This window comes from Marivirga tractuosa DSM 4126 (genome assembly GCF_000183425.1).
GTDB lineage: Bacteria > Bacteroidota > Bacteroidia > Cytophagales > Cyclobacteriaceae > Marivirga > Marivirga tractuosa.
Window position 1 is genome coordinate 2,310,064 of record NC_014759.1, and the last position, 13,908, is coordinate 2,323,971.

The following is a 13,908-nucleotide window of genomic DNA, read 5'->3' on the forward strand; positions in this document are numbered from 1 at the left end:
AAAACGGTAAAATAGCATCACAAAATTATTAAATCATCAACATTCATATCCACAATTCACCTTAACCCACACTACCATTTCATTTTAGCCTAAATCTTACTAAATTAAGTTCAAAATAATTTAGAGAAACAGCTAATTGATATAATATGAGTGATAGAATTCATACCCTTAGTGGGTACATACACGAATACCAAAGAAGTGTGCACCAACCAGAGCAGTTTTGGTCGAGAATTGCCGATTCGTTTCACTGGAAAAAAAGATGGGAAAAGATAGTGGAATGGAATTTTGAGGAACCAAAAATTGAATGGTTTAAAGGTGCCAAACTGAATATCACAGAAAACATCTTGGAAAAACATCTCTTTACGATGGGCGATAAACCTGCTATCATTTGGGAACCCAATGAACCTGGTGATGAAAATCAAACCATCACCTTCCGACAGCTCTACGAAAAAGTAAACCAATTTGCCAATGCCATGAAAGCAAAAGGCATCAAAAAAGGCGATAGAGTCATTATTTATATGCCAATGGTGCCAGAAGCAGCCATTGCCATGCTAGCTTGCGCTAGAATTGGAGCAGTCCATTCCGTGGTTTTTGCAGGCTTTTCCTCAAATGCATTAGCTGATCGAATTAATGACTGTCAAGCTAAAATGGTCTTGACTTCAGATGGAAATTTCAGAGGTGCAAAATCAATTCCTGTGAAAGCAGTGGTGGATGAAGCTTTAGTAAAGACCAAAACCATAGAAAATGTCATCGTTTTTAAAAGAACTGGTGAAGGGGTTGAAATGAAAGCGGGAAGAGATATTTGGTGGGAAGATGCCATTAAAGGTCAATCAACCGAATGCTCGGCAGAAGTAATGGACGCTGAAGATATGCTATTCATTCTCTACACTTCAGGATCAACAGGAAAACCAAAAGGTGTGGTGCATACTTGTGGTGGTTACATGGTATATACCAAATATTCCTTTGAAAATGTATTTCAATACGACCAAGGCGATGTGTATTGGTGTACCGCTGATGTAGGCTGGATTACCGGTCATTCCTACATTGTGTATGGCCCACTTTTAGCGGGAGCCACCACGGTGATGTTTGAAGGTGTTCCTACCTATCCTGATGCTGGTCGCTTTTGGGATGTGGTGGATAAATATAAAGTAAATCAATTTTACACAGCCCCTACTGCAATACGAGCTTTGCAGGCTTACGGCACGGAGCCAGTTGACAAAAGAGATTTAAGCTCGTTAAAAGTATTAGGAACGGTGGGTGAGCCTATCAATGAAGAGGCTTGGCATTGGTATCATTCCCATGTGGGGAAAGGCAAATGCCCTGTAGTAGATACTTGGTGGCAAACAGAAACTGGTGGCATCATGATTTCTCCTTTAGCTGGAATTACGCCTACAAAACCTTCTTATGCTACCCTCCCACTTCCAGGTATTCAGCCTGTGATTGTAGATGCGGATGGGAATGAACTAAAAGGAAATTCAGTAGAAGGAAATCTATGTATGAAATTTCCATGGCCAGGCATGCTGAGAACCACTTATGGCGACCATGAAAGATGCAAAAATACATATTTCGCTACTTATAAAAATATGTATTTCACTGGTGATGGAGTCAAACGGGATGAAGACGGTTATTACAGAATTTTAGGTAGAGTAGATGATGTAATCAATGTTTCCGGACATAGAATGGGAACTGCTGAGGTGGAGAACGCCATTAACGAGCACCCTAAAGTAATTGAATCAGCAGTAGTTGGTTATCCGCATGAAGTAAAAGGACAGGGCATTTATGCTTATGTGATTTGTGATTTAGAAAACAGAACAGAAGAAAACCTAATCAATGAAATAAGTGAAACAGTTCGAAACATAATCGGAGCTATTGCTAAACCAGATAAGATTCAGGTGGTTTCCGGATTGCCTAAAACACGATCTGGTAAAATTATGCGTAGAATATTAAGAAAAATTGCTGAAGGGGACACAAGTAATTTGGGTGATACTTCTACATTATTAAACCCTGAAATAGTGGATGAGATAAAAGCAGGAGCTAAATAAACTAAAATACAGCTCCTGCTTTTTTCAGGAGCTGTATTTCAATTCCCTTTTGAATAGTACTTATTTTATACAAATAAAAGTAATTATTATTATATTGGAGTTTCTATGAAAACTCTAATCCCCCTATTCATATTTCTTATCCTGAGCAATGCTTCATTAGCTCAAAATCCTGATAGTTTAGAGAATTTATTATCAACAGAATTATCTAAAGCTGACAAACAAAATGTATTAATAGCACTTTGTAAAAGCTACCGAAATTCAAACCCCAATGCTATGAGGCTGTACGCTGAAGAACTAATAGCATTATCAGACACTGATACATTAAGTAATAGCTATGGGTGGGGTCAATATTATTTGGGTGATTATTATTATTTAGTAGATGATTTTGCAAATACAGAAAACCATTTACTAACAGCTTATGAAATTTTTAATAATAATGACAATAAGCTGGGAGAGCTTGAATCGTCTACTTCCTTAGCCAATATATATTTTTATCGGGATCGCTATAAAACAGCATTAAGTTTTGCTGAATCTTCATTGGACTTAGCTTATAGCTTAGAGAACAAATCTCAACAAGCAAATCTATTAGCTTTAATTTGTGATATATATACCTATATGGAGCGCTATAATTTAGCTATCCAGCACTGCATTCAGTCCTTAAAAATAAAAGAGGAATTGCAAATTAGTCAAGGTAAAGAAATAACGCTAAATTCAATAGGTCTCATTTATCAAGAAATGGGAACTTATGAAAAATCTAAGGAATATCTCCTAGAAGCATTGGCATTAGCTCAAGAAAATGGAGAGCCTTACAATATTGCTACCACCCACAGTAATATTGGTAATTTCTACCTTGCCACAGGTAAAATTGACAGTGCATTGCAAAGCTTTAAAAGAGCAATGGAAATTGATTCCGCAGCCAATGACAAAACTGGTTTGGCTTATTCTTATTTTGATATAGGGAAAATTTATCAAAGCAAAAATGAATTTGACATGGCAAAACAGTATTTCAGAAATGCCAAAACCCTAGCAAAGGAGCAAAATATGGCTGAATTAGAAGCTCGAATAGGATTAGAAACAGGTGACATTCACATCAATGAAGAAAATTACCAACAAGCTATAGCAGAACTAAAGAACAGTTCCACTATTGCACAAAAAATAAACTCATCAAGCATACTAAAGGATACCTATCAAAAATTGTCTCGCCTATATGATAAAATGGGAGATAAAGATAATGCCTTAATCTACATGAAATTATACATGTTGGAATCTGAAAGAAAATTCAAAGAAGAAAATATTAGGGCAATAGCAGAAATTGAAGCACTCTATAAAATTGAGAAAAAGGAAAAGGAAATTGGGCTATTACAAAGAGACAACAACATCAAAGAATTACAAGCAGAGCAAAGAAGCTTTTTCATTATAGCTCTAAGTGCTGGCTTAGTGCTTCTGATAATTTTAATCCTTATACTTTACAATAGAAACAAACTAAAAAACAGGGCAAACCAAGCATTAAACGAACAAAATATAGCCATACAAGAACAAAAAGAGGAAATCGAATCCCAAAAAGAAGAATTGGCTGAGAAAGGAAATTCACTTGCAGCTAAAAACCAACAAATTACCGATAGTATAACTTACGCAAAACAAATTCAAGATTCTCTTCTGCCTCAAATATCAACAATCAAAGAGGTATTACCTGATTCTTTTATATTGTTTAAGCCTCGAGATATAGTAAGTGGTGATTTTTACTGGTTCACGGAAATAGAAAATAAAATTGCCATTGCCTTAGTAGATTGCACTGGTCATGGAGTTCCAGGTGCTTTTATGACCGTATTGGCCAATTCCCTTTTAAATCAAATAGTTATTGAAACGGGCATTACCTCACCCGATTTAATTGTCTCCTTACTTGACCAAAAAATACAGCAAAATTTACATCAGAAACAATTAGAAAATGCCAATACTGATGGTCTGGACATCAGTTTAGTAATGCTAGATAAAAAGAATAAGAGATTAGAATACACAGGGGCTAAAATCCCACTGTACCTACGCAGAAATGATGAAATTGAAGTCATTAAACCAGATAGATATAGCGTGGGAAGCAGTCAACAAAAAAATAAGGTATTCTTAAAAAAAGAAATTGATTATAAACCTGGCAATACTATTTATCTAAGTTCGGATGGTTTTCAAGATCAATTTGGAGGGTCTAAAAACAAGAAATTCATGAAAAAGAAGTTTCGCGACTTACTCCAAGAAATTGGTGAATTAGGCATTAACGAGCAAAAAGATCATCTTGAGGAATCTTTTATCCGTTGGCGTGGAAGCAATCCGCAAACAGATGACATATTAGTTATTGGATTTAAACTACAATAATGGGTTTTAGAAGTTATAAAAGACTAATTTATTATCTACTCGCCTTTGTTGCAGTATTCCTTTTTTTAGTATTTAATCTACTTGAATTCGAATTGCTTTCAGAAGATGGCAAAATAGATAATTTATCAGATGCCTTCTGGTATTCAATAGTAACCTTAACCACTGTTGGTTATGGCGATTTGGTGCCTACATCGACAGGAGGAAGAGCAATTGGTTACATTCTGATCCTTTTAAGTTTAGGAGTATATGGTTTATTAATAGGTCAGGTATCTTCAATTATTGCGAAAATAAAGGAAAATAAAAAAATTGGTATGTACGGAACAGATTTTAAAAACCACATTGTGGTTATCGGTTGGACAAATTTTGGGAAAACCGTGATTGATCAGCTCATTAAAGCTGGAAGAAAAGTAGCTATTGTTACTAAAAACAGGGAAAATATAGACCTATTAAAAGAGCTTTATCAGGATAAAAACTTATTCATTTTATATAGCGACTATGAAAATTTTGAGTTACTGGAAAAAGTCAATATCAAAAAATCCAGTACTGTTTTTATCAATTTAGATGATGACACAGAGAAATTGGTTTATATTTTAAATCTCAAAAAAGAATATGAGGGCTTAAATTATACTGTTACACTCGAAAATTCTAACTTAAAACAGACCTTTATGAGTGCCGGAGTAACTCATGCGATTTCACGAAATGAAATTGCTAGCCGATTATTAGCCAGCTATATGTTTGAGCCTGATGTAGCATTATTTTCAGAAGAAATTTTAGCCTTCCCCACCACAGATTCTGATTATGACATGAAACAATACAAAGTATTAGAATCAAACCCCTATAACGGACAACAATACGACAAAGCCTTTTACGATTTAAAGAAAAATGAGAATGTAATCCTATTAGGCTTGGTAAGGATTGAAAACGGTAAAAGAATAGTATACAAAAACCCTTCTGATAATTTCAATATCAAAGAAGGTGATTATTTGCTTATGTTAATGAATCAAAAAACTGAAAAAATTATAAGGAAAGTATTCCAATTACATGAAGGGGTTTAGTCTTCTAGGCCATAAAATTCGAAATCCTTGCCTTTCCCGTATGCTGTTAATTCACTTAGATTAAATTCTTCCAGAGTGGTTAAGTCTTTGCATACGAAATCCTTGTGACCTGTGGCTTTGGTTACTCTAAACTCATGGACTTCTCCATAATTAATTAGATAATAATCCTTTCCTACCCTTACCGTTTCTATTGAAATCGACATTAATAATCTTCTTAATTTCTAAACCTCTTTTAAATATTCAGTTCATTGAACTTGCAAAATTATATTAAGTTTCGATAAAATTCAGAAATGCATTTAACTAATCAGATGAATTTGATTTTTTTTAGACCAAAAAAAATAAGATCAGAATTTCAGCGAATGGTAAATCAATCAAAGAGGATATTTTAAGAAAATAACAGATGAGCAGAAAAATTAAATAGGGCTTGCTAAAAAACAGCTAACATAAAAAATATAATGAATATAGTATATTAGAGATGATTATTGGAACATCGTTTTTAAGCAGGCCCTAAATAGAATGTCTACTTGATTTCAACTACCTCAAAAGGTGTTATCATACTATGCATTGGGATATCAAATTCCCCTGCAAAAGCATCACCCTCTAGCAATGGCCCTAAAGTAACCCCTACAAATTGCGTTGTGTCTTTGCAACTTTGCAAAAACCTATCGTAATATCCTTTGCCATAGCCAATCCTATGTCCAGTTTTACTTCCGACCACCATGGGTACTAGTACACAATCAATTTTATTAATAGGATAAGGGGCACTATTTTGTGGCTCTGGAATCCCCCACTTATTTTCTAAAAAAGTAGTGCCTTCTGTGATTTGTACATGATTTAGTATTGGGCTATTCAAATCAGAAATAGCGGTAATGACCTCCACATTGCTTTCGTTACTCCATAAATACTGAATGAAAGGAAAAGTATCGGGCTCCTTGTTTTCTTTGATAGGAATAAAGGTATGGATACAATGAAACTGATGTATTTGCTGAAATTCAATTAGCCGATGGTAGAGCAAGTGATTTCTTCTTTCGTATTCAGATTGACTTAAAAATCTCCTTTTTTCTAGATAAACTTTTCTTAAGGTATTTTTATCCATCCCATCTCATTATATGGAATTGCAAGTTAAAAGGATCAAAAGCTTTTGTCAATTTCTTAATAAACTTATCATCCGCTTTATAAAAGCTTAGAAAATTCTCCTTACGCTCTTGAAGCCCATTCCCTGGAAATAGAAAATCCTTTATCTCATCAATTTGACGCATTTTATCAGAATGTTTCCTTTTCTCTGCAGCCATCATCTTCTTCTCAATCTTATCAAGGGCATTGCTCACTTTCTCTGTTTCGGCCTCTGTCATTTGAGATAAGCTCCCATCTACTTCTCCTGCAAAGTGCTTAATTTTTTCCAAAATCACATTTAGCTCTTGACGCTCTTCATTCAAATTCAACTTTTGGGCAGTGATTCTCTTGGTCACCTGCTTTTTCAACAACTCCCTTTCAGTAAAAAAATCAAGCTCATTTAATTTTAATTTCTTAACCTTATGACGAATCCTATTAGGAATGATCATTCCAAAATTTCGAGGCAGCAAAATTGGGAAAGGGATTTGAAAATCTTCAAAAACAGACTTCAGCTGCATCCAATAAGCTACTTCAGCTGGCCCTCCGGTATAAGCCAAATTGGGTAAAATAGCTTCTTGATATAAGGGTCTTAAAACAACATTAGGACTAAACCTTTCTGGATGATTATCAATTTCTGATTTTATTTCTGCTTCAGTAAATTGAATTTCGGTATTTAATACTGCATACTGACCGTTTTCCTTTACAATTCTTTCCCTTAGATTATCTTTCAAATAAAAGAAATTGATCTCTCGAGGGAAAGACTGGGTCTTATATCCAATTCCATCCAATGATTTAGAGCAGTTTTCTACCAGTTCGTTTGCAGTATTATGAACCACATCCTTATGAATCACATTTTTAAATTCTGCCTTTAAATTAGTATTATCAGCATCTAACACTATCAAGCCATATTTCCCATAAATGGCATTCACATATTCCCTAACTGCATCTGCTAAGTTATCTGCTTGTGAGTAAGCTTTGTAAAAAATGCTGCTTTCTCCAGTAATTTCTTTCGCTAACTCGTCTAAGCCCTCAGTTTTCATCCTTCCAACTGCACCGGTCTGCTCAGTATTCCATTTAAACTTTTTACCCTCAAGTTGAACACTCTTTATCTCCTCCAAATCATGGTCTTCTGATGCCATCCAATAAACGGGTACAAAATTATAATCAGGATATTTCGTCTTTAATTGCTTTGCAGCATTGATTACTGTGATGATTTTAAAATGAAAATAAAGTGGACCCGTAAATATATTAAGCTGATGTCCGGTAGTAAGTGTAAAGGTTTTATCAGCGCCCAAACTCTCCATGTTCCGCTTTACAGCCTCCTCAACCATAGAAACTTCAGCATATTGAGCTTCCAATACCTGAACAAGTCCTGATCGATTAATCTTATGTTGTGATTTCTCCTGAATTTGCTCTTGAAAAGCTTCAAGGCTTGGGTAGCGATGGTAGAATTTTCTGAGTTCTTCTTTTTGTTGAATAAAATCATTAAAAATAGGAGCAAAAAGCCCTGTTTCAGCAAAATCAATACACGCTACCTTCATATTTAATTGTTATTTCAAATTACCGTATAAATCAAACTCAGTGGCATCCGTGATCTCCACATCAACGAAATCACCAATTCTTACATAGTTTTCAGTGGCATCAATAAGTACCTCATTATCCACTTCTGGTGAGTCATGTTCTGTTCTGCCTACAAAAAATCCACCTTCTTTTTTATCGATCAACACCTTAAAAGTTTTGCCAATTTTCTCCTGATTCAACTCGTGAGAAATTTGAGTTTGTAATTCCATTACGGCATCTGCTCTTTCTTGTTTGATTTCTTCTGGCACATCGTCTTCAAAACTGTAGGCATGTGTATTTTCCTCATGGGAATATGGGAAAATCCCTAAGCGATCAAATCTTGTATCCCTTACAAAATCCATCATTTCCTGAAAATCTTCTTCCGTTTCACCAGGATGCCCCGCTATTAAGGTAGTTCGTAAGGCAATTCCAGGAACCTTTTCTCTAATTCTTTTAATTAAAGCGGCTTGCTTTTCATGGGTAGTACCTCTACGCATCATTTTCAACATTTTGGTAGAACCATGTTGAAGCGGCATATCTAGGTAATTGCAAATATTATCTCGCTCTGCCATTACATCCAGAATATCTTCAGGGAAACCCGTAGGGAAAGCATAATGCAATCGAATCCATTCAATACCTTCAACATCGGAAAGTTGCCTTAACAACTCAGCTAGATTTCTTTTTTTGTATATGTCCAAACCATAGTAAGTGGAATCTTGAGCAATAAGCAAAATCTCTTTAGTACCATTTCTAGCCATATTTTTAGCTTCTTTCACTAATTCCTCAATTGGACGTGAAACGTGCTTACCACGCATAATGGGAATCGCACAAAAGGAACACGGACGATCACAACCCTCCGCAATTTTCATGTAAGCAAAATGATTGGCAGTGGTAGTTATTCTCTCCCCTACTAATTCATGCTTATAATCAGCATTAAATTTTTTCAATAACATGGGCAATTCCATAGTACCAAAAAAAGCATCCACCTGTGGAATTTCCTTTTCTAAATCATCTTTATATCGCTGTGAAAGACATCCCGTTACATATAATTTCTCAATTATACCCTCTTCCTTTGCATCAGCATAGCGCAAAATAGTATCAATAGATTCTTGTTTTGCATTATCTATAAAACCGCATGTATTCACCACAATAATGTTAGAATCGTCCTTATCTGATTCATGGGTAACATCAATGCTGTTTCCTCTTAATTGTGTGATCATCACTTCAGAATCCACCAAGTTTTTGGAACATCCCAATGTGACTACATTCACTTTGTCTTTCTTTAATCCTTTCGTCTTCAAAATTTTCTCCTCTTTTAAAAATATATCAGTAACAGACTACACTTCATCGTGCGAATTAATTTATAAATACAATTGAGATTGTTGTTCAAGCATTTACAAATCGCATTAAGCCTGTTTCAAGATGCAAAGTTAATCAAATATTAGAGGAATTGTTTTCTGATGTGATGAATTACAATCAATTCCTTTATAAGTCGTTTAGCTTGTCAGAATATATAATATCTTTGCACCCTCATGGAGTCAATTATCAAAAAAAGCGTAGTTTTGTTGTTAATCACCGTCATCTTTGCTTGCGATGTGGATAGCAACTGTGGAAGTATAAATGTAGATTATGTTACTTTCAGCACAGTAACTCTAAATGCAAATCTTGAAGAAAGACCAAAGGAAGTTAGATTTGACAGTATATTTAGTCCACAGACCGATAGTATTTTCATTCTTAATGACACCGTTACCATTTCTAACTTCAGGCTGCCTTTGAGCCCAGTAGAAAATCAAACAGATTTCTATTTTTATTATTCTATAAATAATGCTGGCGACACTATTAGTTATGGTGATACCATTCAATTCACTTATGAGAAAAGAAATAGAGTTGATTCACCAGAATGTGGAATTGATATGGAATTTTTTGGCATGGATACTGCTTTTCAAACTTTTGATTCACTTGTTATAGTAAATGATACATTAAAAAGGACTGTAAATGCGCCTAATATTAAGTTGTTTATTTTTTAGTCTTATCAGCATTTCGCTATTTGGTCAAGTGCCAGATAGCAGCGAGGAAATCGATTCTGTTGAGCAAAACGTAAAAAGACCTGAAAGTTCTAAGGTACCTAAGTCTTTTTTTATTCCAACTGGAATTCGCTTAGGCACTGATTTAGTTGCCTTAGGAGTGAATGCATTTGGTAATAATAGAATGCGATATGAATTTCAGGCTGACATTGATTTTCATAGAATCTACCTTATCGGGTCTTATGGAATAAATACCTACCAAATAAGCACTGATGAATTTGATTATAAAAATAATGGAAGTTACTATAGAGTAGGCTTAGAAGCAGATTTCCTAAAATTTGATCCTGATCATAATACTTTAACATTTGGCCTCCGATACGCTAGAGCAAATTTTTCCGAATCACTCAATACTACTTTAAACAGTCCAGTTTATGGTCCATATGAAGAATCACTCAATAACGATGCTGTAAGTGCAAGATGGTTTGAAATGACAACAGGCTTGAGGGTAATGGTTTTGAAAAATCTTTATATGGGATATACTTTTAGGATTCAATTAAACAGAAAGATTTTTGATGCAACTGAGTTCCGTACCTATGACATTCCTGGTTTTGGCAGAGCGGAGTTTAAGAACAGGTGGACATTCAATTACTATCTGACCTACAGAATCCCTTGGAAAGAAAAACAAGTTATGGAAAGGTCTAGGTAAAATTAATTTACATGACCTTCCCTATCTTTTTCATTTAACACTAAATCCCTTTACAGCCTCTATAAAATATTTAACATGATCCGGGTTTATATCCGGGTAAACACCATGTCCTAAATTGGCAATATGTCTGCCTGCACCAAATTCTTCAAGCATTTTTTTGGTATGCTTACGAATTGAGGCTTTATCGGCATACAAAACACAAGGATCAAGATTACCTTGCAAAGTCTTATTTGCTCCAACAATATCTCTTACCTCAACAGGGTTCATTGTCCAATCTAATCCGATGGTTTGATAATCAAGCTTGCTTAAATCTGAAAATGCTGCATGTGCATCCTTTGCAAAAACAGTTTTAGGAACATTCTGGATCGCATCAGCAATTTTCTTCAAATATGGAATGGAGAATTCCTTATACTGCTGATGAGATAAAATTCCTGCCCAGCTATCGAAAACTTGCACTAAATCGGCTCCCGCTGCAATTTGAGCTTTCAAATAAGCTATAGTACTATCTGTAATTTTTTGTAACAGTTGGTGTGATAATTCTGGATCGGTATAAAGCATTGCCTTTGCTTTAGAAAATGTTTTGCTTCCTGAACCTTCCACCATGTAAGCAAAAATAGTCCATGGCGCGCCAGCAAAACCAATTAAAGGCACTCTCCCATTTAATTCCTTTTTAGTGATCTGGATGGCTTTAGTCACATAAGAAAGACTTTCTTCAACATTTGCCACCGATAATTTTTCAACATCAGCTTTTGACTTAATCGTTTCCGGAAAGCGTGGCCCTCTTTTTTCTATCATTTCATAAGGCAATCCCATTGCTTCAGGAATGACCAGTATGTCAGAAAATATAATAGCGGCATCCACATCTAGAATATCAACCGGCTGGATGGTAACTTCAGCTGCAAGCTCAGGAGTTTGAGCCAGTTCAATAAATCCACTTACACTTGCTCTTACTTTTCTATATTCAGGAAGTATTCTCCCGGCTTGTCTCATAAGCCAAACAGGGGTTCTTTCTACTTTTTCACCTTTTGCTGCCCGCAGCAGCAGATCATTTTTTAATTCCATGCTGCAAATATACATTGATATTATGCTTCTGAATTATAATAATGCTAAACTTTTATGTTTCTTTGCCGATTAAAGTACTAGGTTAAATCTATACTGCTATGTCAATACTTTTTAGTGCATTTAAGGAATGGAAAGAATACTGTGAAGAGAAAGGTGTTAAACTTTTTGAGCCAGTATTAGAATATGAAAAAGATCAGAAGGGCAAGGATGCTGATTTCGTATGGGAAAACCTTCAAAAGGCATATGATGTGATGCGCGATGCGGTAAAAACCGGATTGGAAGAAGACATGCAGTCTCGCTCAGGAATGATCAATAATGGCGCTAAGAAAGTATATCAAAATCCATTGACTGTTTTAGATCCCAATTTTCAGAAACTGATTGCTCGGGCTTTAGCCGCAAAAGAAGTGAATTCATGTATGGGGCGAGTTGTAGCTGCACCTACTGCAGGAGCAAGTGGAATTTTGCCTGGCACCATGTTCACGCTACAAGAAATTCACGGATTGGAAGACAGAAAGATATTAGAAGGGCTCTTAGTAGGAGCTGGAATCGCTCTAATCATTGAGCAAAAAGCTTCTTTAGCTGGTGCAGTTGGAGGTTGCCAAGCCGAAACAGGAAGTGCTGCAGCCATGGCATCTGGCGCTATAGTTTACTGCCTTGGAGGAGATATTGACCAAGTTTTTAATGCTGTTGCCATTACTATTCAATGCATGCTAGGCTTGGTTTGCGATCCTGTTGCAGGACTTGTGGAGGTGCCCTGTGTGGTTAGAAATGCTAGTGCAGCAGCTATTGCGAATTCTTCGGCTCAAATTGCATTATCAAATGTGAGCGGTGTAATCCCAGTAGATGAATGCGTGGATGCGTTAGGTGAGGTAGGACAAAGCATGGAGACCAAATATAAAGAAACTGCAATGGGTGGTTTAGCAGCTACATTAACTGGGCAAAATATTTCTAAAAGAGTATTAATTCAGGATATAGAAATGCTTCCTGATGAAGAAGAAAATGATTGATTTCTTGATCTAAGATTAGGAGATAACAGAAATAGTGTAGTAGAGGTATATCCCAACTAATATCAAACCTTCATAACGATCAACAATTTTATTTAAAGCCATAAATGGCAATATTATCAAGGTAATTCCCATCATCCATATCATATCTGAATTAATAATTACCTCACTTACCTCTATTTCCGAGATTAAGCTAGTAATTCCTAATATAGATAGGATATTGAAAATATTGGATCCCATTAAATTGCCTAAGGCCATATCGGTTTCCTTCTTAAATGCGGCTACAACAGAGGTTACCAATTCCGGCAAACTAGTCCCTAATGCAACTACTGTAATTCCTACTATTCGCTCACTAACTCCCATATAAATAGCTAAGTCCTTTGCACTATTAACAAACCAATCAGAGCCAAAATAAAGCCCAGCTCCGCCTATTGCTATCAGGGATAAATCTTTTATCATATTCTTTTTAGAGCTTGGGGTTGGGGCTTCCACCTCAATGCCAAGATCTTCCGGACTCATATGATTTTTCCTTGATCTTCTTATTATAAAAAATAAATACAAAGCCAATAGTAAAACAAACCCTATCCCCTCGTAATCATTTACATAACCTTCCTGAACAAGGAAATACAACAATAATGAACAGCCCATTGTCATAGGCCAGTCAATTTTTATAGAATCGGAGTTAACTGGAATGGGTGCAATCAATGAAGTAACTCCCAATACTAGTGCAAGATTGCAAATATTGGAGCCAATCACATTTCCCATAGTAATGTCCGGGCTTCCCGCTAATGCGGCCTGAATGCTAATCAACAACTCCGGAGCAGAGGTACCAAAAGCTACTATGGTAACCCCAACAACTAAAGGGGACATTTTCAATCTCAAAGCAATTCTGGATGCACCTCTAACCAACAACTCTCCACCTAAAATTAGGACAGCCAAACCAACTACGAGCAATATGGTGTTTGTAAGAGGCATATC

General features: G+C 35.7%; 12 protein-coding genes. 6 read left to right on the forward strand and 6 right to left on the reverse strand.

Annotated elements, in window-relative coordinates; genetic code table 11:
• Positions 1–146: 146 nt before the first annotated feature.
• The 3 genes from acs to FTRAC_RS09650 all read left to right on the forward strand — a co-directional run bounded on the left by acs (position 147) and on the right by FTRAC_RS09650 (position 5,461).
• A complete protein-coding gene (gene acs / locus FTRAC_RS09640) occupies positions 147–2,042 on the forward strand; it encodes an acetate--CoA ligase (protein WP_013454051.1) in 1,896 nt (631 codons plus the stop codon).
• 105 nt (positions 2,043–2,147) lie between these two features.
• Entirely contained in the window at positions 2,148–4,406 is a 2,259-nt protein-coding gene (locus FTRAC_RS09645) for a tetratricopeptide repeat protein (RefSeq protein ID WP_013454052.1), read from the forward strand.
• Positions 4,406–5,461: a potassium channel family protein gene (locus FTRAC_RS09650; protein ID WP_013454053.1), complete on the forward strand. Its 1,056-nt coding sequence runs from the start codon at positions 4,406–4,408 to the stop codon at positions 5,459–5,461. The genes FTRAC_RS09645 and FTRAC_RS09650 overlap by 1 nt, the downstream gene beginning before the upstream one ends.
• On the opposite strand, the gene FTRAC_RS09655 is transcribed toward FTRAC_RS09650, so the two are convergent.
• The 4 genes from FTRAC_RS09655 to rimO all read right to left on the reverse strand — a co-directional run bounded on the left by FTRAC_RS09655 (position 5,458) and on the right by rimO (position 9,435).
• Positions 5,458–5,664: a hypothetical protein gene (locus FTRAC_RS09655; RefSeq protein WP_013454054.1), complete on the reverse strand. Its 207-nt coding sequence runs from the start codon at positions 5,662–5,664 to the stop codon at positions 5,458–5,460. The two genes, FTRAC_RS09650 and FTRAC_RS09655, sit on opposite strands and share 4 nt — an antisense overlap.
• A 317-nt stretch (positions 5,665–5,981) precedes the next feature.
• Positions 5,982–6,557: a 5-formyltetrahydrofolate cyclo-ligase gene (locus FTRAC_RS09660; protein ID WP_013454055.1), complete on the reverse strand. Its 576-nt coding sequence runs from the start codon at positions 6,555–6,557 to the stop codon at positions 5,982–5,984.
• Complete coding sequence (gene bshC, locus FTRAC_RS09665) at positions 6,550–8,115, reverse strand: bacillithiol biosynthesis cysteine-adding enzyme BshC (protein WP_013454056.1); 1,566 nt, start codon at positions 8,113–8,115, stop codon at positions 6,550–6,552. The genes FTRAC_RS09660 and bshC overlap by 8 nt, the downstream gene beginning before the upstream one ends.
• A gap of 9 nt (positions 8,116–8,124) precedes the next feature.
• Positions 8,125–9,435 carry a 30S ribosomal protein S12 methylthiotransferase RimO gene (gene rimO / locus FTRAC_RS09670; RefSeq protein ID WP_013454057.1) on the reverse strand — a complete coding sequence of 437 codons (1,311 nt, stop codon included), beginning with the start codon at positions 9,433–9,435 and terminating at the stop codon, positions 8,125–8,127.
• A 231-nt stretch (positions 9,436–9,666) separates the two neighbouring features.
• Here rimO and FTRAC_RS09675 point away from each other — a divergent pair, with 231 nt between their 5' ends.
• Both FTRAC_RS09675 and FTRAC_RS09680 read left to right on the forward strand, forming a co-directional pair.
• Entirely contained in the window at positions 9,667–10,161 is a 495-nt protein-coding gene (locus FTRAC_RS09675) for a DUF6452 family protein (protein ID WP_013454058.1), read from the forward strand.
• On the forward strand, positions 10,130–10,864 hold the full coding sequence (locus FTRAC_RS09680; RefSeq protein WP_013454059.1) for a DUF6048 family protein: 735 nt from the start codon (positions 10,130–10,132) through the stop codon (positions 10,862–10,864). The genes FTRAC_RS09675 and FTRAC_RS09680 overlap by 32 nt, the downstream gene beginning before the upstream one ends.
• Positions 10,865–10,894: 30 nt before the next feature.
• Here FTRAC_RS09680 and hemE read toward each other — a convergent pair whose 3' ends face one another.
• Positions 10,895–11,926 (reverse strand): uroporphyrinogen decarboxylase, encoded by a 1,032-nt coding sequence (gene hemE, locus FTRAC_RS09685; protein WP_041649688.1) that lies wholly within the window; start codon positions 11,924–11,926, stop codon positions 10,895–10,897.
• Positions 11,927–12,024: 98 nt separating this feature from the next.
• Here hemE and sdaAA point away from each other — a divergent pair, with 98 nt between their 5' ends.
• On the forward strand, positions 12,025–12,933 hold the full coding sequence (gene sdaAA / locus FTRAC_RS09690; protein WP_013454061.1) for an L-serine ammonia-lyase, iron-sulfur-dependent, subunit alpha: 909 nt from the start codon (positions 12,025–12,027) through the stop codon (positions 12,931–12,933).
• A 15-nt stretch (positions 12,934–12,948) separates the two neighbouring features.
• Here the strand turns inward: sdaAA and FTRAC_RS09695 are convergent, their stop codons facing one another.
• Positions 12,949–13,905, reverse strand: coding sequence for a calcium/sodium antiporter (locus FTRAC_RS09695; protein ID WP_013454062.1), 957 nt, complete (start codon positions 13,903–13,905; stop codon positions 12,949–12,951).
• Positions 13,906–13,908 lie beyond the last annotated feature (3 nt).